The sequence below is a fragment of the Nocardia suismassiliense genome (genome assembly GCF_900269665.1).
GTDB classification, from domain to species: domain Bacteria; phylum Actinomycetota; class Actinomycetes; order Mycobacteriales; family Mycobacteriaceae; genus Nocardia; species Nocardia suismassiliense.
On record NZ_LT985361.1, the window covers coordinates 405,982 to 429,918 of the forward strand.

Sequence of the window (23,937 nt, forward strand, 5' to 3'; positions counted from 1 at the left end):
TCCTCGAGTTGTGCACGCATCGGTACACACGTGTGAACAACCGGGTGAATTCGGTGGAACAACTCGAGGAGAGCTCGAGGATGAATGTGGGACAACTTCGGAACTCCACAGACGCCCCTCGTTCATCCTCGAGACACCCTCTGCTCATCCCCACGGCACCACGCCCGTTGACCAGCGGATACGGCGTCAGTGCACAGATTCCACAGTGCCTACTACTACTTCAGTTCTTCTTCTAGAAGAACTCTCTTGAAAACAGGTGTGTGGAAAGTCGGTCGAAGAGGGTCACGTCTCGAGGGACTCCGGTCCCCAGGCAAGGAGGAGAGCCGGAGTGGATTCTCGATGCGTCGGTCACGCACACCACCCATCGACCGCACGGAACTCGATCCATGGCTCAGCGGATGACCTCGTCGGCACAAGGCAACTCACCGGATCGCTGACAACCCCACCTCGCTACTGACACCGAACCTGCGGGTCGGGCTAGGCCATAGCTCCAGTCGCGGGTACGGTTTGTTGTCGGTCGCCTGTGCCACACTTTCGATGGCGGCCGATCCAGCACCCTTCGCGAACAACCAACGTTGAACGAGCCGACAGGCTTGGAGGACGAATGTCCGGCCACCGCATAACAGCTCACGGAACTGGGAGAGGACAGATCGGGCGATGGAGCTTGCAAGCATGAAGTTTCGGGTCGCCCGAGAGGACTTCGCGGAATCCGTTGCCTGGGTGGCACGTAGCCTCCCGTCCCGGCCTCCCGTGCCCGTGCTCGGCGGTGTGCTGCTGGTGGCCGACGACAGCGGGCTCACCGTCTCCGGCTTCGACTACGAGGTCTCCGCGCAGATGCGCGTCGCCGCCGAGGTCGCCGGTCCGGGCGAGGTGCTCGTCTCCGGCAGGCTGCTCGCCGACATCACCAAGGCGCTGTCGAACAAGCCGGTCGACGTCTCCGTCGACGGCACCCGCGTGCTGATCAGTTGTGGCAGTGCGAAGTTCTCCCTGCCGACCATGCCGGTCGAGGACTATCCCCAGCTTCCCGAGGTACCGCAGCAGTCCGGCGAACTGAGCGTCGACGTGTTCGCCAACGCGGTCGGCCAGGTCGCCGTCGCGGCGGGCCGGGACGACACGCTGCCGATGCTCACCGGTATCCGCGTCGAGATCGAGGGCTCGAAGGTGGTGCTCGCGGCCACCGACCGATTCCGCCTCGCGGTCCGGCACATCGAATGGTCGCCCGCCGACGCGAATATCGAGACCGCGGTGTTGATCCCGGCCAGGACGTTGTCCGAAGCCGCCAAGACCCTGGGCACCTCCGATGCGCCCGTGCAGCTTTCGCTCGGCACCGGTGCCGGATCGGACGGCCTGCTCGGCATCGTGAACGCGGGCCGCCGGACCACCACCCGGCTGCTCGACGCCGAGTTCCCGAAGTTCCGTCAGCTGCTGCCGAAGGAACACACCTCCATCGCCACCCTGCAGGTGTCGGTGCTGACCGAGGCCATCAAGCGCGTCGCCTTGGTCGCCGAGCGTGGCGCCCAGGTGCGCCTGGAGTTCTCCACCGAGGGCCTGCAACTGTCGGCGGGTGGGGACGACGCCGGTCGCGCCGAGGAATGGCTCGAGGCCGACTTCCGCGGCGAATCGCTGACCATCGCGTTCAACCCGGGCTACCTGATCGACGGTCTGTCCGCGCTGCATGCCGAGCGGGTCACCTTCGGGTTCACCACGCCGAGCCGGCCCGCAGTGCTGCTGCCCGCGGTCGACGAGGAGCCGAAGGTGCTCGAGTCGGGTGCGTTCGCCGCGCTGGACAGTCCGTACACCTACCTGTTGATGCCGGTCCGGCTGCCGGGCTGAACACCTGTGCACGACCGCGATCCGAGCTCGTCTGCTGCCTCGGCCGCTGCGAAACCGGTAGCGCCGCTGTGGGATTCGGCAATACGACGGTCGAGGTGGACGCTGTTCATGCACAGGTCTTCCACACACTGTGGGTGGGCGTCGGCCACGTCGGCGCCCACGTCCAAGAGTTGTGCACAACCTCGTGGGACAGAATTCGTGCAGGTAGGAGCCCGATAGCGGATGTTCATCCGAACACTGTCGCTGCGTGACTTCCGCTCCTGGGAACATGCCGAACTCGAATTATCCCCAGGCCGAACGGTTTTCCTCGGCTCGAACGGCAACGGCAAGACCAACCTGCTCGAGGCGATCGGCTACCTGGCCACCCTCGGCTCGCACCGGGTCGCGGCCGACGCCCCGCTGATCAGGCTGGGTGCCGACAAGGCCCGAATCGGCGCCTCCGTGGTCAACAGCGGCCGCGAACTGCGGATCGACATAGAGCTGAACCAGGGTGCCGCCAACCGCGCCCAGATCAATCGCTCGCCGGCCCGCAGGCCGCGGGAGATCCTCGGCATCCTGCAGACGGTGCTGTTCGCGCCGGAGGATCTCGCGCTGGTGCGCGGCGACCCGGGGGAACGCCGCCGGTTCATGGACGAGTTGTGCACAGCCCGCCTGCCCAGGCTCGCCGCCGTCCGCAGCGACTACGACCGGGTTTTGCGGCAGCGCTCGGCGCTGCTGAAATCCGCTGGGCGGCAAGCGAGATCGAAGACGGAGCTGGGCACCCTCGATGTGTGGGACGGCCACCTGGCCACGCACGCCTCGGTGCTGCTGACCTACCGGCTGCGCCTGGTGCACGATCTGTACCCGTACCTCGCGCAGTCCTACGCCGCCATCGCCCCTGAATCCCGGCCTGCCGCAATCGCTTACCGCAGCGCCACGCTGCCGCCCGAATTCCTGGACCCCGCAAGGGAACCCCAGCCGGACGACACCGAGGCGCTGGAGGCGATCATGCTGCGCGAGCTCGCCGCCGCCCGGCCGAAAGAGCTGGAACGTGGTGTGTGCCTGGTCGGTCCGCACCGCGACGAGCTCGACCTGAACCTCGGTGAGGCACCGGCCAAGGGTTTCGCCAGCCACGGCGAATCATGGTCGTTCGCCCTCGCGCTGCGCCTCGGCGCGTTCGAACTGCTGCGCGCCACCGGCTCCGAACCCGTGCTGCTGCTCGATGACGTCTTCGCCGAACTCGACCGCCGCCGCCGCACCGCCCTCGCGGCCGTGGCGGCGGGCGCGGAACAGGTCCTGATCACCGCGGCGGTGCCCGAGGACGTGCCTGCCGAACTCGCCGCCGTGCCCCTGCGCGTGGAAACCAGCGGCGGACCGGACGGCCGAAGCCCCAGGATCGCCGAACCCGCCACACCGTCACCGTGACGTTCGCGTTCGCACTATGACGTATGCACAGAAAAGCATGGTTATCAACAGGTCCTGTTGATAACTAGTGCGTTCGATGCTGTGCCCGGAGCGGCCGTTTTGTCGGTGCCTTGTCGTAGAGTGACCCTCTGGCCGCGCGCTATGAGAGGAGCCTGGTGACCGATCAACAGGGTGCCGAACCGGCAGGTAAAGAGCCGGAGTTGCGCGGTATCGATCTGGCCAGGCGGGCGCTGGAGGAGGCCCGCGCGGCGGCGAAAGCGAGCGGTAAGTCGGTCGGGCAGGGGCGCTCCTCACCACAGCGGAAGCTGCGGACCGGGGCGCGCAGGCGCAGCGGATGGTCGGGGGCCGGGCCGGATGCCCGCGATCCACAGCTGTTCGGAAAGCTGACCGGCTCGCTGGCCAAGAATCGTGGCTGGTCCACCAAGGTCGCCGAGGGAATGGTGTTCGGCCGCTGGGCCGGCGTCGTCGGTGAGGACATCGCCTCGCATGCCACGCCGTTGACCTTGAAAGACAACGTGCTGAGCATCGCCGCCGAATCCACCGCGTGGGCAACCCAATTGCGCATGCTGCAGAGCCAGATCCTGGCGAAGATCAACGCCGCGGTCGGACCGGGTGTCGTGACCTCGCTCAAGATCACCGGCCCCGCCGCGCCCAGTTGGCGCAAGGGGGAACGTCATGTCAAAGGCCGCGGGCCCCGCGATACCTACGGATAGACCCGACGCGTTCCACGTGAAACCGCGTCGCGGTATCGCTCGATGCGCCAACAGATTTCGCCCGAGCGGTAAGTAGCTGGATTGTGCCGACAGCAGCGCAGCATCCAGCAGTCGACCACACTCGAACTCCGCGCATCCCGGGATCACTCCGAATAGTTGATCTCCCGCCCTGCTCGCAGCCCGTTCTGCGGTCGGGGTCCGACACCGCGCAGCAGCTGGCGAGCCTCGTGAGTAACTCCTCGGCTACGCCCGCGGGCCCGGAAATACGGGCATTCCGCCCCGTCGTCGCACACGGCGCCGGTGGCCCGTCGACACGCACCGCCCGAATCCTCCCAGAGGCGAGTGAAAGCCTCGGAGGGCGGAACAGACTCGCGGCAATCCGATTTCTCGCATTCACGGAGCTGTCAGGGGTGTCGTAGGTGCACTGTAGGTTGGGTGTACCAGTAGGATGGTGACGTAACTAGCGGCGATCACCTTCGGCGCGTTCCGTACCGCCCGCGTGGCCCTGTATTTCTCGAGCAGTCATGACCAGGGACCAACGCGTGCTGTGCAGTGCCCCGCCAGGAGGATCAGCAAGTAAGGAGAGCTACCGACCAGTGGCTGCCAACGACTCCAACGCATCGGGCTCGACCAACGCTTCCTCGGGCAAGGCGGATTACGGCGCCTCGTCCATCACGGTCCTCGAGGGACTCGAGGCGGTCCGCAAGCGTCCCGGCATGTACATCGGTTCCACCGGTGAGCGTGGCCTGCACCACCTGATCTGGGAGGTCGTCGACAACTCCGTCGACGAGGCGATGGCCGGGTACGCCTCCCGGGTCGATGTCACGCTGCTCGCCGACGGCGGCGTCGAGGTGGTCGACGACGGACGCGGTATTCCGGTGGCCATGCACGCGCAGGGTGTCCCGACCATCGAGGTGGTCATGACCCAGCTGCACGCGGGCGGCAAGTTCGACTCCGACTCCTACGCGGTGTCCGGTGGTCTGCACGGCGTCGGTATCTCCGTGGTGAACGCGCTGTCCTCCCAGCTCGAAGCGGAGATCCACCGCGACGGTTACCACTGGACGCAGACGTACAAGGATTCGGTTCCCGGCAAGCTGCTGCAAGGCGACCCGTCCAAGCAGACCGGTACCACGATCCGCTTCTGGGCCGACCCGAACATCTTCGAGACGACCACCTACAACTTCGAGACCGTGGCCCGCAGGCTGCAGGAGATGGCGTTCCTCAACAAGGGACTGACCATCACCCTCACCGACGAGCGCGTCACCGACGCCGAGGTCACCGACGAGGTGGTCAGCGAGACGGCCGACGCGCCGAAGCACGCGGACGCCGAAGACGCGGCCGCGCCGGTCGAGCACAAGGTGAAGCAGCGCACTTACCACTACCCGGGTGGCCTGGAGGACTTCGTCCGCCACATCAACCGGACCAAGCAGCCGATCCACAACTCGGTCGTCGGGTTCACCGGTAAGGGCACCGGCCACGAGCTCGAGGTCGCCATGCAGTGGAACTCGGGTTACTCCGAGTCGGTGCACACCTTCGCCAACACCATCAACACCCACGAGGGCGGCACGCACGAAGAGGGCTTCCGCGCGGCGTTGACCACGGTGGTCAACAAGTACGCCAAAGACAAGAAGCTGCTCAAGGAGAAAGACGGCAACCTCACCGGTGACGACATCCGCGAGGGCCTGGCCGCCATCGTGAGCGTCAAGGTCTCCGAGCCGCAGTTCGAAGGCCAGACCAAGACCAAGCTCGGCAACACCGAGGTCAAGTCCTTCGTGCAAAAGGCCTGCAACGAGCACCTCTCGCACTGGTTCGAAGCCAACCCGGCCGACGCGAAGACCATTGTGAACAAGGCGGTCTCGTCGGCGCAGGCGCGGGTCGCCGCTCGCAAGGCCCGGGAGTTGGTGCGCCGCAAGAGCGCAACCGACCTGGGTGGCCTGCCGGGCAAGCTCGCCGACTGCCGGTCCAAGGATCCGAGCAGGTCCGAGATTTACATCGTCGAGGGTGACTCCGCCGGTGGTTCGGCCAAGTCCGGGCGTGACTCGATGTATCAGGCGATCCTGCCGCTGCGCGGAAAGATCATCAACGTCGAGAAGGCCCGTATCGATCGGGTGTTGAAGAACAACGAAGTCCAGTCGATCATCACCGCGTTCGGTACCGGTATCCACGACGAGTTCGATATCGCCAAGCTGCGTTATCACAAGATCGTGCTGATGGCCGACGCCGATGTCGACGGTCAGCACATCGCGACGTTGCTGTTGACGTTGCTGTTCCGGTTCATGCGTCCGCTGGTCGAGCAGGGGCACGTGTATCTGGCCCAGCCGCCGCTGTACAAGCTCAAGTGGCAGCGCAGCGATCCGGAGTTCGCCTACTCCGACCGTGAACGCGATGGTCTGCTGGAAGCCGGCCTCGCGGCGGGCAAGAAGATCAACAAGGAAGACGGCGTCCAGCGCTACAAGGGTCTCGGCGAGATGAACGCCAAGGAACTGTGGGAGACCACCATGGATCCGTCGGTGCGCGTGCTCAAGCTGGTCACCCTGGACGACGCCGCCGCGGCCGACGAGCTGTTCAGCGTGCTGATGGGTGAGGACGTAGAGGCCCGCCGCAGCTTCATCACCCGTAATGCCAAGGACGTTCGCTTCCTCGACGTATAAGCCGGTGCGCGTGCCCCGTCACCGCAACCGCACCAGGCCCGCTAAGGAGACTTCATGACCGACACGACGCTGCCTCCGTACGGAGGCACCGGCGGCGACCGGATCGATCCGGTCGACATCCAGCAGGAAATGCAGAACAGCTACATCGATTACGCGATGAGCGTGATCGTCGGCCGCGCGCTGCCCGAGGTGCGCGACGGCCTCAAGCCGGTGCACCGGCGCGTGCTGTACGCCATGTACGACAACGGCTATCGGCCCGACCGCGGTTATGTGAAGTCCGCGCGCCCGGTCGCCGAGACCATGGGTAACTACCACCCGCACGGTGACAGCTCGATCTACGACACCCTCGTGCGCATGGCGCAGCCGTGGTCGCTGCGCTACCCGCTGGTCGACGGCCAGGGCAACTTCGGTTCCCGCGGCAACGACGGCGCGGCCGCCATGCGATACACCGAGTGCAGGCTGACCCCGCTCGCGATGGAGATGCTGCGCGAGATCGACCACGAGACGGTCGATTTCATCCCCAACTACGACGGTCGCTCGCAGGAGCCGACCGTGCTGCCGAGCCGGGTGCCCGCGCTGCTGATGAACGGCAGCAACGGCATCGCGGTCGGCATGGCGACCAACATTCCGCCGCACAACCTGCGTGAGCTGGCCGAGGCGATCTACTGGGCGCTGGACAATTTCGACGCCGACGAAGAGTCCACCCTGGCCGCCTGTATGGAGCGGGTCAAGGGTCCGGACTTCCCGACCTACGGTCTCATCGTCGGTGGCCAGGGCATCCACGATGCCTACACCACCGGCCGCGGCTCGGTCCGGATGCGCGGCGTGGTCGAGATCGAGGAAGACAACAAGGGTCGCACCACCCTGGTCATCACCGAGCTGCCGTACCAGGTCAACACCGACAACTTCATCAACTCGATCGCCGAGCAGGTACGCGACGGCAAGATCGCGGGCATCTCCGACATCCACGACGAGTCCTCGGACCGCGCGGGCATGCGGATCGTCGTCACCGTCAAGCGGGACGCCGTCGCCAAGGTCGTGCTGAACAACCTGTACAAGCACACCCAGCTGCAGACCAGCTTCGGCTGCAACATGCTGTCGATCGTCGACGGTGTGCCGCGCACGCTGCGGCTGGACCAGATGATCCGGTACTACGTCAAGCACCAGTTGGACGTCATCGTCCGGCGTACCAAGTACTTGCTGCGCAAGGCCGAGGAGCGGGCGCACATCCTGCGCGGCCTGGTCAAGGCGCTCGACGCGCTCGACGAGGTCATCGCGTTGATCCGGCGTTCGGCAAACACCGACACCGCGCGCACCGGCCTGATGCAGATGCTGGATATCGACGAGATCCAGGCCACCGCGATCCTCGACATGCAGCTGCGTCGCCTCTCGGCGTTGGAGCGGCAGAAGATCGTCGACGAGTTGGCCAAGATCGAACTCGAGATCGCGGATTTGAAGGACATCCTCGCCAAGCCGGAACGCCAGCGCGCCATCGTGCGGGACGAGCTGGCCGAGATCGTCGAGAAGTACGGCGACGACCGGCGCACCAGGATCATCGCGGCCGACGGTGACGTGGCCGACGAAGACCTGATCGCCCGCGAAGACGTGGTCGTCACGATCACCGAGACCGGCTACGCCAAGCGCACCAAGACCGACCTCTACCGCAGCCAGAAGCGCGGCGGCAAGGGCGTGCAGGGTGCCGGGCTCAAGCAGGACGACCTGGTCAAGCACTTCTTCATCTCCTCGACCCACGACTGGCTGCTGTTCTTCACGAACAAGGGCCGGGTGTACCGCGCCAAGGCCTACGAGCTGCCGGAGGCCAGCCGCACCGCGCGCGGCCAGCACGTGGCGAACCTGCTCGCCTTCCAGCCCGACGAGAAGATCGCCCAGATCATCCAGCTGAAGTCCTACGAGGACTCGCCGTACCTGGTGCTCGCCACCAAGAACGGCCTGGTGAAGAAGTCGAAGCTGACCGACTTCGACTCCAACCGCACCGGCGGCATCGTCGCGGTGAACCTGCGCGACGAAGACGAACTGGTCGGCGCCGTGCTGTGCTCGTCCGACGACGACCTGCTGCTGGTCTCGGCGCTCGGCCAGTCCATCCGGTTCTCCGCCACCGACGAGGCGCTGCGCCCGATGGGCCGCGCCACCTCCGGTGTGCAGGGCATGCGGTTCAACGCCTCCGATGAACTCTTGTCGCTCAACGTTGTGCGGCCGGATACATATCTGCTGGTGGCCACCGCCGGCGGTTACGCTAAGCGGACTGCGATCGAGGAGTACACAGCGCAGGGTCGGGGTGGTAAAGGCGTATTGACCATCCAGTACGACCCCAAGCGTGGCACCCTGGTCGGTGCACTCATCGTCGAGGACGAGGATGAGTTGTATGCGATCACGTCCGGTGGTGGTGTCATCCGGACGGTGGCCAAGCAGGTTCGCAAGGCTGGACGACAGACCAAGGGCGTGCGATTGATGAACCTCGGTGAGGGCGATACGTTGCTTGCTATCGCGCGCAATGCCGATGAGCCCGATCCCGATCTGCTCGCCGGCGAAAGCAGCGACACCGGTTCCTCTGAGTAGTAACCCCACAGCGGCGGCAACGAACGGATCTAAGGATTCCCATTGACCACTCCGAATCAGCCGAATGACGAGCGGCACCCGACGAACGGTGTGACCGAGCGGATCGCACCGTCACCGATTCCGCCGCGGCCGATCCCCCGGCCGAACTCGTCGGCCGAGAACGGCCAACCGGGTGGCGGGCAGCCGGGAGGCGGCCAGCCGAACGGTGGCCAACCGGGTGGTGGGCAGTCCGCCGCTGGCCAGCAGGGCGGGCAGCAACACGGCAGCCAGCAGCAGCACGGTGGCCCGCAGGGCGGTGGCCAGCAAGGTGGCGACCGATCCGGCGGGCAGCAGGGCGGGCAGCAACGCGAAATGCAAGACGAGCAAGGCGATTTCGCGGGCAAGCAATCGAGGCCGGAGCAGACTCCCGGTCACGGCGGCCAAGATCCGTTCGATCAGACTGTCCGCATGAACAACTCAGAGCCCGGTGCGCCCGAGTCGGGGGATCAGTCCGGTGGCAACGGCGGTGGCCAATCGCCGTTCCAGGACGGCTGGGCGCAGCTGCCGCAGCGGGAACCACAGTCCAACCTGTACCGGCCGGGCCAGGCACCGGTCACCGGACGGCCGAGCGGCTCAGGGGGCCAAGGCGGTTCGGGCGGCGGCGGACTCGGCGGTGGTGTGACCAACGCGCGCACCACCGCCGACCTCGCCGCCAAGGCGGCCCGCAAGGAAGCGGCGATGGTGAAGTCCGTCGGCATCGACGGACCGACCCGCAGCATCGCGCGCCCCGAGCTGATCAAGGACATGCCGGACCTGTCCGAGATCAGGCACCCGCTGCCGCCCTCGGCCGAACACCACACCGGCCAGCAGCCGCCCATCTCGCCCGCGGTGCCGGTCGCGGTCGCCGCGGCCGTCGCCACCGGCGAGCCGCTGCGCGCCACCGTGCAGATCCGCCGGATCGACCCCTGGTCCACCCTGAAGATCTCGCTGGTGATCAGCGTGGCCATGTTCTTCGTATGGATGCTCGCGGTCGGCCTGCTGTACATCGTGCTAGAGGGCATGGGCGTGTGGGAACGGTTGAACAACACCTTCACCGACATGGTGTCCCAGGACAGCGGCTCGGTCGGGCTCATCGACGCGGGCACGGTCTTCGGCTACGCCGGCGTCATCGGGCTGATCAACGTGGTGCTGTTCACCGCGCTCGGCACCGTCGGCACGTTCATCTACAACCAGTGCTGTGATCTGGTCGGCGGCATCCAGGTGACGCTCGCCGATCCCGACTAGCGCTTCGAACACCCAGCGGCCGGCGTCGTCCTTCTGCCAGGGACGGCACCGGCCGTTTTCGTTGATCGGCACCCCCGCTACCAGCCGTTTTGGTCGTTCACGGGCAAGTCGGGTAATCTCTAGCCTCGGCTCAGGTGGAAGAAAACAAGAGTCGATACGGGCCTATAGCTCAGGCGGTTAGAGCGCTTCGCTGATAACGAAGAGGTCGGAGGTTCAAGTCCTCCTAGGCCCACTCCCGAACATCACAGTAGGGTGGGAACCATGAAGTTTCTTGTCACGGTAGGCGCCGTGGTCGCGGTTCTCATCGGCATCTCCAAGCTGCGCCAGCGCACCGACGCCGACCTGTGGCACGAAGTCACCACCCGCTGACTCGGGGCCTTAGCTCAATTGGCAGAGCACTGCCTTTGCAAGGCAGGGGTTAGGGGTTCGATTCCCCTAGGCTCCACTCCACTCGTAGGCGAGCCCTGCACGCGGAAAGCGCGTGCGGGGCTCGTTTCGTCGTGTCTTGTGGGGGCGTAGCCCCCACAAGACACGACGAAACNCCCCCGGACCCCCCTTCTCAGGTGTGCCTTCTCGGGTTGTGTGCAGGTTTGTCGCCGAACCCCTCAGGACGGCACGCGGTTACGTGCCGCCGGGGTCAGAGCTCAGTGCGGTACTGCGGCGGCTTCTAGGCGGGCGAGGGTTTCGGGGTTGGGCCAGTGGCGGATTTCGTAGCGGCGGGGGGACATGCCGGGAATTGGTGTCAGGCCGGTGATTTCGGCTGCGGTGGCGAAGGGGACTTCGAAGAGGGTTTGCATTTCTCCGTCCTCCTCGGTGCAGAAGAGGATACGGTCGGCTTCGGGGAGTAGGTATTCGACGTCTTCGCCCCAGACGGTCACGGTGTGGGGGCCTTCTTCGGCGGCTACGTAGAGGACCGAGGCTACGAAGGCGGGGTCGAGGTCGGCGTGGTGGGGGTAGGCGAGGTCGCGTTCCATCGCGGTTTTCAGGGCCTCGGTTTGGGCGTCGTATTCGGTGATGGCCAAACCGCATCGGGCGCGCAGGGCTAGGGCGTGGTGGCGGTGGTCGGGTGCCTGGTCGAGGGGGATTACGGTGCCGTTGTCGTCGACCGTGTATCCCTGGGGGGAGATGGGGCGGACGGCGGCGCGGTACTGCTGCTCGACGTGCTCGAACAGGGCGGTGAGGTCGCCTTCGTCGGGGGCGATGAGCAAGGTGTCGACGTCGGGCATGAAGGCGATGGGGCGGTGGGTGCCGTCGCCGGAGCCGGCGAGCCAGCCGGGGATCAGCGGCCAGGAGGTGCAGTAGCCGTCGCCGTTGTCGGCGAAATGCAGCAGGCCCGCTTCCTTGATGCCGTGGGAACCGACCAGGGCCGTGAGGTTTTCGCGCGCTGCGGCGAAGAGCTCATCGGCGGCGATTCCCCAGCGCTCGAGCGTCGCTCCGGAGACGATCGCGCGGGAGTGCGGCTTGTCGATCGCGACCAGTTCGTCGAGGAATGGGAACGCGGGGCGGGAGATCGGCAGCGTCTCCTTGGTCGGGGTGTTGAGCCCGAAGCCGTTGGGGCGCAGGATCGGTCGCAGCAGGGCACGGCACTCGAGCCAGGTGTCCGGTCCGTCGGCGTCTCGGACGCCCGCGATGTAGCGGGCTATCCTGGCGTCTCGATCGTCGGCAGGGAGGTGGGCGGCTTCCCGAAAGACATTGCCCAGGTACAGCTCCAGGTCGCCGACGGTGATCGTGAACTCGTCCGGATCGTACTTCGCGTCGTGCTCGCCGGCCTCGGTCAGTTGCTGCAGGACGAGCGCCGCGAACTGATCGGCGTCGACCCCGAATTTCTCCTCCACGCGGCAACCGTAACCGGACCGACCGACGAGTGCACAGGAGTCAGCGGCCCGACAGCGGTCCGTGCCGGTCGAGGTGCAGGTAGGTGTAGCCGGTGACGATCAGGCAGACCACGGTCGCGGTGATGAGCATCGCCCAGCCGGCGACGAGCATGCTCAACAGACCACCGAGCAGGGCGCCGAGTGCGAAGCTCAGATAGAGCAGGAAGTAGCCGAGCCAGTCGGCGTAGTCGCCGCCGCTCATATGGCGTTCGATGCCCTGGGCCAGCTTGACCAAGGTGCCGGTGACATAACTCAGCGGCACCGACACCTCGCCGTCCTTCACGAACGAGGTGTTCAGCGCGCCGACGCCGAACGCGACGAACAGGATCGGCACGAAGTCGATGTCGGCGGTCTCCGGGTTCTGGAACCGGACGATGTCGATGATCGACGCGGTGGCCAAGCTGAAGGTGGTCAGCAGGGTCGGTCCGTGCGGATGCCCGGACCAATAGTGTCTGCGGCACCAGGAGGCGACCACGACGCCACCGACGAACGACGCGAGCAGTCCCGCTGCCGCGGCTGCCGTGTCTTTCTGATCGTTGAAGTGGCCGAGGATGGCACGTTCGGTATTGCCGGTCATGAACGTGACGAAGTAGCCAGCGGTGTGCATGAACGCCGCCGCGCCGATCAGTCCGGCCAGTGCGGCCAGCACCCAAGACAGTCGCGCCTCGTTGTCGAAAAGCGCCCGCTTGCGAGCTTCGTCCGGTTTCCGCACAGGTCGGGCTCCTTTCGGGCGGATGGTTCTCCTCAGTGTTACCGCTCGCCGGAGGAACGCGCATGCGCAGCGCCGTAGGTTGCCGGATGGTCACCAGCGTCGAATCGGGCGTTCGGTCGGTGGTCGGGTCGATCGGGCTGGCCGGTATCTGCGGAGTAACCGAGTGACTTCAATGTGCCGTCTTCCCTGTTCAAGATTGGTGACGCATGATGCTGTCAGTTACTAGAAGTAACCGAACGGGCCTGCCAGGTACAGCGGCGAACGGCACGCGCGTACGTCCACAGATAGCCGGTCCGTTGTGATCGGTCGCACGAAAGGAATGGCAGCATGACGAGCAAGGTGACGGCCTTCGCCGACATCGAGACCGAGTTCGACACCTTCGTCGGGCAGATCGGCTACGCCACGATGGTGACCGTGGACAAGCAGCATCGGCCGAGGACACGGGTGCTGATCCCGATTTGGGAGCATGCGGACGGCACTCCGCTCGGCTGGCTGGCGACTTACAAGACCCCGGTGAAAGCGGCACACATCGCCGCCAATCCACATGTGAACTTCTCTTACTGGGCACCGGGCAACAATTCGGTGGCGGTGGACGCGACGGCCGAGTGGGCCGACGCGCCCGAGATCAGAGAGCGGGTGTGGCAGCTGTATCGGCAGACCAGCCCGCCGGGCGCCGGCTACGACCTCGGCCAGTTCTGGCACTCACCGCAGGACCCGAAGCTGCAGATCCTGCGACTGGACCCGTGGCGGATCCAGGTGATTCGGGGCCGGGATCTGCGCAGCCGGATCTGGCAGGCGCCGCCCGAGGTAGCACGCGCCGCCGGGTGACCACACCGCTCTCCATCGCACCGCCGGTTACCGTGCACGGGTGGACTCCGTGCTCGATTTTCTGCTGACCGAACCGCTCGCCGCGACGCCGCTCGATGATGCCGGCGCGGCCTGGACGCGACATCGGGTGGCCGCGAACCGATTCGGCAAGCCGGTCGATGTCGCCATCGCGGGCGGATTCGGCGCCGACCGGCTCGGTTACGCGTTCCTGTCCGGGTATCAGGAGGCGGTGCGCACGCTGATTCCGGATCTACCCGCTGACGAACTTGTCGCGTTGTGTGCGACCGAGGCGGGCGGCGGGCACCCGGCGGCGATCCGGACGACGCTGACCGAAGACCGCGGCGAAGTCCGGCTCAACGGGACCAAAACCTTTGTCACGCTGGGCAAGCTGGCGCAGCGGCTGGTGGTACTGGCCAGCGTGGGAGCGGCCGAGGATGGCCGGAATCGGTTGCGCGCCACCGTGGTCGACGCCGGTGCGACCGGGGTGCACGTGACGAATCTGCCCGCGACTCCTTTTGCCCCGGAGATCCCGCATGCGATGGTCACGCTGACAGATGTTGCGGCAGAGGTGTTACCGGGTGACGGCTACCTGGATTACCTCAAGCCGTTCCGCACGATCGAGGACATTCATGTGCTGGCCGCGGCGCTCGGCTGGCTGGTGCGGGTGGCGCGCGAAGCGGGCTGGTCGCGTTCCGTGCTGGAGCGACTGCTCACCGCGGTGGCGGCGGTGCGTGGGCTCGACCTCGATGCGCCGAGTTCGCCGGGCGTGCACATCGCGCTGGGTGGCATATTCGAGTCCGTCGAGCGGTTGCTGGCGGAGCTGGATTCGCTGTGGGCGTCCGTGGATTCGGTCACCGGACAGCGGTGGGAACGGGATCGTCCGCTGCTCGGGATCGCCGGACGGGTGCGTGATCAGCGTCTGGCTACGGCCTGGCGATCGGTGCTACCCGGCGAGAATCAGGCCGTCTGACCTGGTCCGGAAATGGGGAGCGGGCCTCGGCGAAGGGGGGGAGTTAGCCGAGGCCCGCGTAAGGTCGGCCCGGGGGGGAGGGGCCGACTTGAATGATCCTACGCGATGATTCCCGATTGTGTGCGCGTGGGGAGTGCCACTTTTTGAAGATTTTTTGGGTCCGCTTACTTTCTGCTAGTTCGTGACCGTTTCGGGTAGGTGGGGCCCTCCGGGGGACCACTGTTCGGCGGTGGCCTGGTGTTTGCCAAAACCACTGTTGCGCAGGTCGATACCCGCTCCTTACGCGCTGCGGTCCGGGCCTGTTACGACCGGAGAAAACAAGCCGACCGGTCGCTGTGTGGGGAGAATCGCTGTCCCGCGCGGACGATTCGACCGCGGTGGGCGAGCGATGCCGATGCGTGCCGGTAGTCGTCGGCCGGAATCTGTCGTACCCCGGTGCGAACATCTGTTCGTGTTCAGCGGGTTCCGGTCGATCGTATGGTCCGAGCGAGCAAGGGGCCCGGGCGCTTTCGCGTGGGCGCAGCCCGGTGCACGAGTACCGCGCGACGACGATTCGGGTAGTGCGCTACGCACGACTCGGTGGTCCGCACGCGGGAGTATCGAACCGGTCGCACTTCGATCCGGCACCCCCGAGCACCGCCTGGATCGAGGTGCGGCCTTCGTTTGTGGGAGGCGCGTCCGGGTCCGATTCGGGGTGGGCAATCCACCATTAACTCTGTACGTTGTAGAGAGAAAGATTCGCCGCGCGCCCAACAGAAGGATCGAGCGATTGCGCATCACATCGCACACCGTGCCCTCGCCCTCGGCTCGCCCTGAGGGCAACATCGGGCAATCTCGGCAACGGGGGATGCCCGGTGGTGGCGGGCCTGCACATTTTCAAGATCGCAAACCGGCGCAAATCGGATGAAATTGTCGGTGGGTGGCGCAATACTGACTCGGGTATCGGCCATTTCCCCCGGCCCAGCGAATTCGGTCGGCACCAGATCACTGGCGTCGTGCAAATACATCCCACGAAAACTCACGAACTCAGGAGAATCATGCCCGACGCAATAGTCGCCGAGGGTCTGGTCAAACGATATGGCGATCTGGTCGCCCTCGATGGACTCGACCTCTCGGTCCCGGCGGGGACCGTCACCGCGCTACTCGGACCCAACGGCGCAGGTAAGACCACCACGGTCCGGGTGCTCACCACCCTGCTCGTGCCGGACGCCGGCCGGGCGACCGTCGCGGGCATCGACGTGCTGCGCGAGCCACGAACCCTGCGCTCCCGCATCGGCGCGTCTGGCCAATACGCCGCGGTGGACGAATATCTCACCGGCTTCGAGAATTTGGAAATGGTGGGGCGGCTGTATCACATGGGGGTGCAGCGCAGTAAGGAGCGCGCACGCGAACTGCTCGACCGATTCCGGCTCAGCGACGCCGCTGACCGGCCGGTGAAAACGTACTCCGGCGGTATGCGCAGGCGACTCGATCTGGCGGGTGCGCTGGTGGCGAACCCGCCCGTGCTGTTTCTCGACGAGCCGACCACCGGCCTGGATCCACGCGCCAGGCTGGCGCTGTGGGACGTCATCGAGGAGTTGGTGGCGGGCGGTACCACGCTGTTGCTCACCACCCAGTACATGGACGAGGCCGACCGGCTGGCCGACGCCATCGCGGTGATCGACCACGGCAAGGTCATCGCCCGCGGCACCGCCGACGAGCTCAAGACCCTGGTGGGCGGGGACCGGATCGAGCTCACCGTGGACCACGCCGACAACCTCGGTACCGCGATGCAGGCGCTGAAAGGCCTGGCCGACGGCGAGATTCACGTCGAGCCCGGGCTGCGCCGTCTCACCGTCCCGGTGGCCGACGGATCACAGGCGCTGGTCTCGGCGATCGGCAAGCTCGCCGAACACGACGTGCGGATCAACGACGTCGGCCTGCGCAGGCCCTCGCTCGACGATGTCTTCCTGACCCTCACCGGGCACGAGGCCGAGGAACTGACCAACGACAACGGCCGCGCCACGGCAGAGCGGCAGGCCGCAGTGGAAGGAACGACCCGATGACCACGGTGGCTCCGGTGCCCGAGCGACTCTCGCTCGGCGACAAACTGTCGATGGTGGTCAGCGACAGCCTGACCATCGCCAAGCGCGGGGTCATCAAGATCAGGCGCGTGCCCGACGTGCTGATCTTCTCGACACTCTCGCCGATCATGTTCGTGCTGTTGTTCGCCTACATCTTCGGCTCGGCGATCGAGATCCCCGGCGTGAGCTACCGGGAGTTCATGATCGGCGGCATCTTCGCGCAGACCGTGGTGTTCGGCGCGTCGTTCACCGGTGCGGCGCTGGCCGAGGACATGCAGAAGGGCATCATCGACCGATTCCGTTCGCTGCCGATGGCGCCGTCGGCCGTGCTGATCGGGCGCACGCTCAGCGACGTGGTGATCAACGTGGTCAGCCTGACGGTGATGTCGCTGACCGGTCTGGCGATCGGCTGGCGGATCCGCGGTTCGTTCCTGGACGCGGTGCTGGCGTTCCTGCTGCTGTTGCTGTTCGCCTACGCGGTGTCCTGGATCATGGCCTACGTCGGGCTGCTGGTGCGGGCACCGGAGGTCTTCAACAACGCCAGTTTCATCGTGGTGTTCCCGCTGACCTTCATCGGCAACACCTTCGTGCCGAGCGACAAGCTGCCGACGGTGCTGCGGGTGATCGCCGAGTGGAATCCGGTCTCCGCGCTCACCCAGGCGACGCGCGATCTCTTCGGCAACACCAGTGCGGTGGCACCGACGCCCACCGCGTGGTCGCTGCGCAATCCCGAGGTGACCACGCTGATCTGGGTGGTGGTGATCATGGCGATCTTCGTACCGCTGGCGGTCCGGCAGTACAAGAAGACCGTCAGTCGCTGAACCGCTAGCGGCCGTTCTCCGCGCCTGCTCCGGCTACCGGGGCGGGCGCGGAGCCGTTGCGGGAGTAGCCGATGCGCGGGGGCGCCGGGGCGGGTGCGGGCGGCTGCGGCCGCTTGCTGCGTACCAGCCAGGCCACGCCACCCGCCAGCGCGACGGCCGCCGCGACAATGAGCCGGTTACGAGTACGTGCGGATACATGTAGGGGCCCCATGGTCATTGGCCCATGCTGGCACAACCGCGCCGTTCATGCAGTAGCTCCAGCTCAGCGGCTCGCCCGGGTGTGCCGTAACCACTACCGATCGGTTCAGGTGGCAGGGCGGACGGCGACTCGCCCCGCGGCGCGGGCGACCGCCGTTCGCGTCGCGGGTAACTTCGCCCGGCGCACCGGAACTCGACCCGACACGGGTGGTACCGGCCGGTGCGCTGCGGTTCCCGAGCGGCGGGACCGTAGCATTGCGGCGTGACCTCACCGAATCAGACCGCTGTGGCGACGCTCCACACGAATCGCGGCGACATCAAGATCTCGCTCTTCGGTAACCACGCCCCCAAGACGGTCCGCAACTTCATCGGGCTCGCCGACGGCTCGGCGCCGTACAGCACCGCGAACGCGAGCGGCGGCAGCACCGGCCCATTCTACGACGGCGCCGTGTTCCATCGGGTGATGGACGGGTTCATGATTCAGGGCGGCGATCCCACCGGCACCGGACGCGGCGGACCCGGCTACGAGTTCTGCGACGAGTTCCACCCGGAACTGCGTTTCGACCGCGGCTACCTGCTGGCCATGGCCAACGCCGGACCGGCGACCAACGGGTCGCAGTTCTTCATCACCGTCGGCCCGCAGCCGCACCTCAACCGCAAGCACAGCATCTTCGGTGAGGTCGTCGACCCGGAGTCGCGCAAGGTCGTCGACGCCATCGCCAAGACGGCGACCGATCGCAACGACCGCCCCCTGGAACCCGTCGAAATCACCAAGATCACGATCGAATGAGCTTATGACCGCCCAGCCGCCTGCGCCGACGTGCGTTCGCCACCCCAATCGTCCGACCGGCCTGGCGTGCACGCGCTGCGGACGGCCCTCCTGCCCGGAATGCCTGCGCCCCGCGGCGGTGGGCCAGCACTGTGTCGACTGCCTGCGGCAGGGACAGCGTGACGTGGCACCGGTGCGCACCGTCGCGGGCGCGCCGGTGGCCAGGGCGTCGCTGCCGTACGTGACCTACGTATTGATCGCGATCAACGTGGCGATCTACGCGATCACCGCGGTACAGGCCCAAAGCCTGATGGCGAACCGGACCTCGGCGCTGTTCATCGACTGGGTGCTGTATCCACCTGCGGTGGCCGGCGGCGAGTGGTGGCGGGTGATCGGCTCCGGTTTCCTGCACTACGGTCCGATCCATCTGCTGCTCAACATGTTCGCGCTGTATGTGATCGGCCGGGACGGCGAGCTGGTACTCGGACGGCTGCGCTACCTCGCGGTCTATCTCGTGTCGCTGCTCGGTGGCTCCGCCGCCGTCATGGCGTTCGCGCAGGAGAGCGCGACCGCAGGCGCGTCGGGCGCGGTATACGGCCTGTTCGGGGCGATCACCGTCATCCTGATCCGGCTGCGGCAGAACGCGAATCAGATGCTGATCCTGATCGGCATCAACGTCTTCATCAGCTTCTCCCTGCCGGGTATCTCCCTGTGGGGACACCTCGGCGGGCTGGCCGCGGGCACGCTCGCCACGCTGGGCATTCTGTTCCTGCCGGGCTGGCTGCGCGTGAAATCGCAAGAGAGCGCACGCCTCATCGGCTGGATCGCCGTCGCGGTTCTCGCACTGGTGTCGTTCGGGGTGATCGGCGCCACCGCTATGTCGCTGGCCTGACCCGGCATTCGTGGTGTGGCTTCACGTGAAACACCGGGAAGCCACACAGCACAACGACCGCGTCGCTGCTGCTTGCGGGCAGACGGGGTTCAGCGGGTGGTCTCGCCGGACAACCGGAGGGTGCGGACCAAGGTGTCGTAGACGTCGTCGGGGCGGGCACCCAGATCCCAGCGGCCGAAGATCAGCAGCCGCTCGGTGCCGTCGTGGTCGACGTCGATCTCCAGCATCGGCATCTTGCGGCCGAGGCGGCGGTAGTCGACCACCCGGGCGCGGATGATCTGGTCGCGGGTGTATTCGTCGGCGCCGAGCAGAGTGCGCACGACCATCCGCGGGTCGGCGCCCGGGACGGCGGTCAACCGTGGCCGTTGCCGGAAGCCGAGCCCGGCCATGACCAAGAGCCCGGCCGCCGCCAGCCCGATGAGCAGGCGGGCCGCGGCCTCGTTGGCGAGGATCGCGGCAACGGCCAGCACGATGCCACCACCGGTCACCGCGATGAGGGCCGGTGCGGGTGTGGTCCAGGCGAGCCGGGGCGTGGCCGCGCGGGGCTGTGGATCGGGAGAATCAGGTGTCACGGGTCACTTTCCCCAAGCACTGCTCGAGTTGTCCACAGGTTCATCCACAGGTGTGCATGAATGACACGTCTGTAATCTAGATGTGGTGCCTGCGTTACCTGGAACAGCCCAGATGTGGTGTCAGCGCCACCGCATGGTCATGATCAGACCGACGACCATGAGGCCGAATCCGATCAAGAAGTTCCAGGCGTTCAGATCACTCATCCAGCTGATGTGATCGGCGGCGAGGTAATAAACGAGCAGCCACACCAGCCCGGCGAGCATGAAACCGAGCATGATGGTGACGTACCAGACCGGCGACGGCCCGGCTTTCACCTTCACCGGCGTCCGGCTGGCAGGGTTGATCGTGTAGTCGGTCTTCTTCCGGACCTTCGACTTGGGCATGACGTCCTCGTATTCGGCGTGCAGGTCGGTACCGGCGGGGCAGGCGCGGGTGGTTGTGCGGAGCTCGCTCGCCACGGTGGACGAGGCTCTGGCGCCCTCCGGTGTGCCTCTAGGCTATCCCAACTGGTATTGGATGCGACGCGGTGCCGTGCGGGGACGTAATCTTGGATCATGCGTGTTCTGGTCGTCGACAATTACGACAGCTTCGTCTTCAACCTGGTCCAGTACCTCGGGCAACTGGGTGCCGAGGCCGTGGTGTGGCGCAACGACGACCCGAACCTCGCCGATGTCGACGCCGTCGTGGCCGAATTCGACGGCATTTTGATCAGTCCCGGGCCCGGTTCCCCTGATCGCGCGGGCGCCAGCATCGACCTGGTACGGGCTTGTGCCCGGCACACTGTGCCGCTGCTCGGCGTGTGTCTGGGCCATCAGGCCATCGGCGAAGCCTTCGGCGCGACGGTGACCCGCGCGCCCGAGCTGCTGCACGGCAAGACCAGCTCGGTCTTCCACATCGGCGCCGGTGTGCTGGCCGGCCTGCCCGACCCGTTCACCGCGACGCGCTACCACTCGCTCACCGTCCTCGAGGACACGCTGCCCGAGGAGCTCGAGGTGCTCGGACGCACGGAATCCGGCATCGTGATGGCTATGCGGCATCGCACCCTGCCGATCCATGGTGTGCAGTTCCACCCCGAATCGGTGCTGACCCAGGGCGGGCACCGGATGCTGGCCAACTGGCTCGGCGTCTGTGGCGAGCGCCCGGCCGAGGGCCTGGTGGAGATGCTCGAGGCCGAGGTCGCCGCGCTGGTGCTGCAATAGCCGGACGCGGCGTGCGACCGAGGGTGTGGCAGAGCGGACGTGGCCAGTGACCGGGAGGCGTGCAGTGAACGGACGCGGTGAGCGACCGGGAGACGTGGGACGCAGTCAGCGACCGGAGGTGCGGCAGTGACCCGTCCATATGTGCTGCTGTCGGTCGCGATGAGCGTCGACGGATACATCGATGATGCGAGCGCTGAGCGTCTTCGGCTGTCGGACCCGGCGGATTTCGATCGGGTGGATCAGGTGCGTGCGGACTCCGACGCGATCCTCATCGGCGCCGAGACACTGCGCCGCGACAACCCCCGGCTGTTGGTCGACAACGCCGAGCGCCGCGCGGCACGGGTCGAGGCGGGCAAACCCGAGTACCCGCTGAAGATCACCGTCACGGCGAGCGGTGAGCTGGATCCGGACCTGAGGTTCTGGCAGCACGGTGGCGACAAGCTCGTGTACACCACCGAGGCGGGCGCAGCGCGGCTCGCCGATCGCCTGTCCGGTCTTGCCGAAATCGTCTCGCTCGGCACCGAACTCGACTTCGGCGCCCTCCTGGACGACCTCGGTCGCCGCGGCATCGCCCGCCTGATGGTGGAGGGCGGCACCCGCATCCACACCACCTTTCTGGCCGCCGACCTCGCCGACGAACTGCACCTAGCGGTCGCACCCCTGTTGGTGGGTGACCCCGAAGCCCCGCGATTCCTCGGCGCCGCAAGCTATCCGGGCGCCCCGCATCGCCGCATGCGGCTGGTCGACATCGCCGTGTTCGGCGACGTCGCGGTTCTGCGCTACCGCCCGAAGTCCGAACCCATGGCGGAGCGCGACACTCGGTTCATGCGGCGAGCCATCGAACTCGCGTGGCGGTGCCCGCCGAGTGAGACGGCATTCTCCGTCGGCGCGGTGATCGTGGCCGACGAGGTGGAGATCGCCACCGGCTACTCGCGCGAGACCGACGCGAAGGTGCATGCCGAGGAGTCGGCGCTGGACAAGCTCGACGCGGACGATCCGCGGCTGGCCAGGGCGACGATCTACACCACGCTGGAACCGTGTTCGCAGCGGGCCACCGCGACCCGGCTGCCGTGTACCGATCGCATCCTGCGGGCGGGAATTCCCCGGGTCGTGCTGGCCTGGCGCGAGCCCGCGACGTTCGTGACGAACTGCGTCGGCGTGGAGAAGCTGCGCGAGCAGGGCGTCGAGGTGATCGAGGTGACCGAGCTGGCGGCCGAGGCGATGTCGATGAACGGTCACCTCGAGCTGTCCTGAGGCGAACCAGGATTCAGCACGCAATGTTCTACGTCGTTGCGGCGGCGGGATATTCGTGATCGAACGTCGATGACTGCCAACTTTCGGCTGCCAAGACAACTTCCGAGTTCGATGGAACCGATTTCGTGCTCGACGCGTCAGATCCTATAGAACACAAGATCTTATAGAACCTGGTGTTGGGGAGCTGCCACTCCCCAACACCCGGAGCTGCACGCATGCAGCAATTCACAGTTCACAACACAGATTGGAACACTTCCATGATAAACCTTCGGAGGCTCGCCGCAGGTGTCGCAGGCGCGTCCGTCGCCGCAATGATGTTGAGCAGCATGGCTGCCGGCGCTGCGTCAGCGCAAAGCCTGCTCAAACCCCCTTTGCACTGCGGGCAGAGCGGGAAGTTCACCGAAATCAAAGACGATGGTTATGCCTACGGGTACCAGTTGTACAAAACGGAAGGAAACACCTACTACTACATCGTGCACCTTCCGCACATAACAGGCTGGGTGCCGATCGGTGAAGTGACCTGCATGGCCGGACCCGGACCCGGTTACCAGCACTACTGAGCAGCATTCAGCAGTTTCGGTGAAACACCCGGCGCTGCACTGCGTTAGGTGAAATGGGAATCGCCTGACATCTGCGCTTTGCGAGACCGAGTTATCTCGACGGTGCAAGTGGCGGATACGGCCCACGCGGTCGTGCCGGTACACCGCCGCGGGCGAGGCCTCCGGCAGCGAGTTTGCGACCGAGCAGAATTCGCACACCGGAGGCCTTGTGCTCAGCACGCCCGGCGAGTGCGCGGCCCCGCCGAGAGTAAGGACGAGGCGGTGTGTCGAAGTCCGATCGGCGCCGTTGGCAGCCTAGGGGCGCCCGTAGACCGCCGTCACGAACTCACCGAGCTGATTGTCGTCGAGGTGCCTGGCCAGGTCGGCCTCGCTGATCATGCCGACCAGCCGCTTGTTGTCGATCACCGGCATCCGCTTGACCCGGTGGCTCTCCATCTCGTCGAGCACCTGCTCGACGTCGGCGTCGGCGGCGACCCAGCGGGGCGTGGACTCGCAGAGTTCCTCGGCGCGCGTGGTGGCCGGCGAACGGCCCTGCGCCACGCATTTCACGACGATGTCGCGGTCGGTGATGATGCCGCACATGCGATCGTTGTCGTCGGCGATGACCAATGATCCGACGCCGAGTTCGGCCATCACCCGGGCGGCCTTCCCGACGGTCTCCTCCTTGGAGATCCACTGCGCACCGGGTTTCATGATGTCCCTGGCGGTAGTCATAAGGCTTCCTCCTCGTTGCTCAGCACTGCTGATCCGGATGGAGCACACCCAATTCTGCCGCCGATCAAC

At 66.2% G+C, this 23,937-nt stretch carries 22 protein-coding genes and 2 tRNA genes; 18 read left to right on the forward strand and 6 right to left on the reverse strand.

Annotated features, from left to right (window positions below):
• Positions 1–657: 657 nt before the first annotated feature.
• From dnaN to DBO33_RS01895, 9 genes are all read left to right on the forward strand, one after another.
• The gene (gene dnaN / locus DBO33_RS01860; RefSeq protein ID WP_107653500.1) at positions 658–1,833 is read left to right on the forward strand and encodes a DNA polymerase III subunit beta; all 1,176 of its coding nucleotides are present in this window, start codon (positions 658–660) and stop codon (positions 1,831–1,833) included.
• A 222-nt stretch (positions 1,834–2,055) separates the two neighbouring features.
• Entirely contained in the window at positions 2,056–3,237 is a 1,182-nt protein-coding gene (gene recF / locus DBO33_RS01865; protein WP_107653501.1) for a DNA replication/repair protein RecF, read from the forward strand.
• A 152-nt stretch (positions 3,238–3,389) separates the two neighbouring features.
• On the forward strand, positions 3,390–3,950 hold the full coding sequence (locus DBO33_RS01870; RefSeq protein WP_107653502.1) for a DUF721 family protein: 561 nt from the start codon (positions 3,390–3,392) through the stop codon (positions 3,948–3,950).
• A 596-nt stretch (positions 3,951–4,546) separates the two neighbouring features.
• Complete coding sequence (gene gyrB, locus DBO33_RS01875) at positions 4,547–6,601, forward strand: DNA topoisomerase (ATP-hydrolyzing) subunit B (RefSeq protein ID WP_107653503.1); 2,055 nt, start codon at positions 4,547–4,549, stop codon at positions 6,599–6,601.
• 54 nt (positions 6,602–6,655) lie between these two features.
• Positions 6,656–9,178 (forward strand): DNA gyrase subunit A, encoded by a 2,523-nt coding sequence (gene gyrA / locus DBO33_RS01880; RefSeq protein ID WP_107653504.1) that lies wholly within the window; start codon positions 6,656–6,658, stop codon positions 9,176–9,178.
• Positions 9,179–9,220: 42 nt separating this feature from the next.
• Complete coding sequence (locus tag DBO33_RS01885) at positions 9,221–10,441, forward strand: DUF3566 domain-containing protein (protein WP_234390649.1); 1,221 nt, start codon at positions 9,221–9,223, stop codon at positions 10,439–10,441.
• Between the two features lie 158 nt (positions 10,442–10,599).
• A tRNA-Ile gene (locus DBO33_RS01890) sits at positions 10,600–10,673 on the forward strand.
• Between the two features lie 29 nt (positions 10,674–10,702).
• Positions 10,703–10,810 carry a DLW-39 family protein gene (locus DBO33_RS43795; protein WP_222595215.1) on the forward strand — a complete coding sequence of 36 codons (108 nt, stop codon included), beginning with the start codon at positions 10,703–10,705 and terminating at the stop codon, positions 10,808–10,810.
• Between the two features lie 3 nt (positions 10,811–10,813).
• Positions 10,814–10,886, forward strand: a tRNA-Ala gene (locus DBO33_RS01895).
• Positions 10,887–11,085: 199 nt separating this feature from the next.
• Here the strand turns inward: DBO33_RS01895 and DBO33_RS01900 are convergent.
• Complete coding sequence (locus DBO33_RS01900) at positions 11,086–12,276, reverse strand: hypothetical protein (RefSeq protein ID WP_107653505.1); 1,191 nt, start codon at positions 12,274–12,276, stop codon at positions 11,086–11,088.
• Positions 12,277–12,316: 40 nt separating this feature from the next.
• Entirely contained in the window at positions 12,317–13,027 is a 711-nt protein-coding gene (locus DBO33_RS01905; RefSeq protein WP_107653506.1) for a YoaK family protein, read from the reverse strand.
• A 327-nt stretch (positions 13,028–13,354) separates the two neighbouring features.
• Here DBO33_RS01905 and DBO33_RS01910 point away from each other — a divergent pair, with 327 nt between their 5' ends.
• The 4 genes from DBO33_RS01910 to DBO33_RS01925 all read left to right on the forward strand — a co-directional run bounded on the left by DBO33_RS01910 (position 13,355) and on the right by DBO33_RS01925 (position 17,709).
• Entirely contained in the window at positions 13,355–13,855 is a 501-nt protein-coding gene (locus DBO33_RS01910; protein WP_107653507.1) for a pyridoxamine 5'-phosphate oxidase family protein, read from the forward strand.
• 40 nt (positions 13,856–13,895) lie between these two features.
• Complete coding sequence (locus tag DBO33_RS01915) at positions 13,896–14,825, forward strand: acyl-CoA dehydrogenase family protein (protein WP_107653508.1); 930 nt, start codon at positions 13,896–13,898, stop codon at positions 14,823–14,825.
• 1,037 nt (positions 14,826–15,862) lie between these two features.
• Positions 15,863–16,870, forward strand: coding sequence for an ATP-binding cassette domain-containing protein (locus DBO33_RS01920; protein ID WP_107659879.1), 1,008 nt, complete (start codon positions 15,863–15,865; stop codon positions 16,868–16,870).
• Positions 16,867–17,709, forward strand: coding sequence for an ABC transporter permease (locus DBO33_RS01925; RefSeq protein ID WP_107653509.1), 843 nt, complete (start codon positions 16,867–16,869; stop codon positions 17,707–17,709). Before DBO33_RS01920 ends, DBO33_RS01925 begins: the two co-directional genes overlap by 4 nt.
• Before the next feature lie 4 nt (positions 17,710–17,713).
• Here the strand turns inward: DBO33_RS01925 and DBO33_RS01930 are convergent, their stop codons facing one another.
• A complete protein-coding gene (locus tag DBO33_RS01930; protein ID WP_107653510.1) occupies positions 17,714–17,926 on the reverse strand; it encodes a hypothetical protein in 213 nt (70 codons plus the stop codon).
• Positions 17,927–18,169: 243 nt separating this feature from the next.
• Between DBO33_RS01930 and DBO33_RS01935 the strand changes: the two genes are divergently transcribed.
• Entirely contained in the window at positions 18,170–18,697 is a 528-nt protein-coding gene (locus DBO33_RS01935; protein ID WP_107653511.1) for a peptidylprolyl isomerase, read from the forward strand.
• Positions 18,698–18,701: 4 nt separating this feature from the next.
• Positions 18,702–19,568, forward strand: coding sequence for a rhomboid family intramembrane serine protease (locus tag DBO33_RS01940; RefSeq protein ID WP_107653512.1), 867 nt, complete (start codon positions 18,702–18,704; stop codon positions 19,566–19,568).
• 89 nt (positions 19,569–19,657) lie between these two features.
• On the opposite strand, the gene DBO33_RS01945 is transcribed toward DBO33_RS01940, so the two are convergent.
• Both DBO33_RS01945 and crgA read right to left on the reverse strand, forming a co-directional pair.
• The gene (locus DBO33_RS01945; RefSeq protein WP_107653513.1) at positions 19,658–20,140 is read right to left on the reverse strand and encodes a PH domain-containing protein; all 483 of its coding nucleotides are present in this window, start codon (positions 20,138–20,140) and stop codon (positions 19,658–19,660) included.
• 120 nt (positions 20,141–20,260) lie between these two features.
• Entirely contained in the window at positions 20,261–20,524 is a 264-nt protein-coding gene (gene crgA / locus DBO33_RS01950; RefSeq protein WP_107659880.1) for a cell division protein CrgA, read from the reverse strand.
• A 171-nt stretch (positions 20,525–20,695) separates the two neighbouring features.
• On the opposite strand from crgA, the gene DBO33_RS01955 reads away from it, so the two are divergent.
• From DBO33_RS01955 to DBO33_RS01965, 3 genes are all read left to right on the forward strand, one after another.
• The gene (locus DBO33_RS01955; RefSeq protein ID WP_107653514.1) at positions 20,696–21,340 is read left to right on the forward strand and encodes an aminodeoxychorismate/anthranilate synthase component II; all 645 of its coding nucleotides are present in this window, start codon (positions 20,696–20,698) and stop codon (positions 21,338–21,340) included.
• 126 nt (positions 21,341–21,466) lie between these two features.
• Positions 21,467–22,594 (forward strand): dihydrofolate reductase family protein, encoded by a 1,128-nt coding sequence (locus tag DBO33_RS01960; RefSeq protein WP_107653515.1) that lies wholly within the window; start codon positions 21,467–21,469, stop codon positions 22,592–22,594.
• A gap of 215 nt (positions 22,595–22,809) precedes the next feature.
• Positions 22,810–23,154, forward strand: a complete 345-nt coding sequence (locus DBO33_RS01965; RefSeq protein ID WP_159080098.1) for a hypothetical protein — start codon at positions 22,810–22,812, stop codon at positions 23,152–23,154.
• A gap of 294 nt (positions 23,155–23,448) precedes the next feature.
• Here the strand turns inward: DBO33_RS01965 and DBO33_RS01970 are convergent, their stop codons facing one another.
• Entirely contained in the window at positions 23,449–23,868 is a 420-nt protein-coding gene (locus DBO33_RS01970) for a CBS domain-containing protein (protein ID WP_107653517.1), read from the reverse strand.
• Between the last annotated feature and the right edge of the window lie 69 nt (positions 23,869–23,937).

Coding starts and splice junctions, on each gene's coding strand:
- DBO33_RS01910 (WP_107653507.1), top strand. CDS start 13,355: ATGACGAGCAAGGTGACGGCCTTCGCCGACATCGAGACCGAGTTCGAC.
- gyrA (WP_107653504.1), top strand. CDS start 6,656: ATGACCGACACGACGCTGCCTCCGTACGGAGGCACCGGCGGCGACCGG.
- DBO33_RS01925 (WP_107653509.1), top strand. CDS start 16,867: ATGACCACGGTGGCTCCGGTGCCCGAGCGACTCTCGCTCGGCGACAAA.
- DBO33_RS01955 (WP_107653514.1), top strand. CDS start 20,696: ATGCGTGTTCTGGTCGTCGACAATTACGACAGCTTCGTCTTCAACCTG.
- recF (WP_107653501.1), top strand. CDS start 2,056: ATGTTCATCCGAACACTGTCGCTGCGTGACTTCCGCTCCTGGGAACAT.
- DBO33_RS01930 (WP_107653510.1), bottom strand. CDS start 17,926: ATGACCATGGGGCCCCTACATGTATCCGCACGTACTCGTAACCGGCTC.
- DBO33_RS01940 (WP_107653512.1), top strand. CDS start 18,702: ATGACCGCCCAGCCGCCTGCGCCGACGTGCGTTCGCCACCCCAATCGT.
- crgA (WP_107659880.1), bottom strand. CDS start 20,524: ATGCCCAAGTCGAAGGTCCGGAAGAAGACCGACTACACGATCAACCCT.
- dnaN (WP_107653500.1), top strand. CDS start 658: ATGGAGCTTGCAAGCATGAAGTTTCGGGTCGCCCGAGAGGACTTCGCG.
- DBO33_RS01965 (WP_159080098.1), top strand. CDS start 22,810: ATGCAGCAATTCACAGTTCACAACACAGATTGGAACACTTCCATGATA.
- DBO33_RS01970 (WP_107653517.1), bottom strand. CDS start 23,868: ATGACTACCGCCAGGGACATCATGAAACCCGGTGCGCAGTGGATCTCC.
- DBO33_RS01920 (WP_107659879.1), top strand. CDS start 15,863: ATGCCCGACGCAATAGTCGCCGAGGGTCTGGTCAAACGATATGGCGAT.
- DBO33_RS43795 (WP_222595215.1), top strand. CDS start 10,703: ATGAAGTTTCTTGTCACGGTAGGCGCCGTGGTCGCGGTTCTCATCGGC.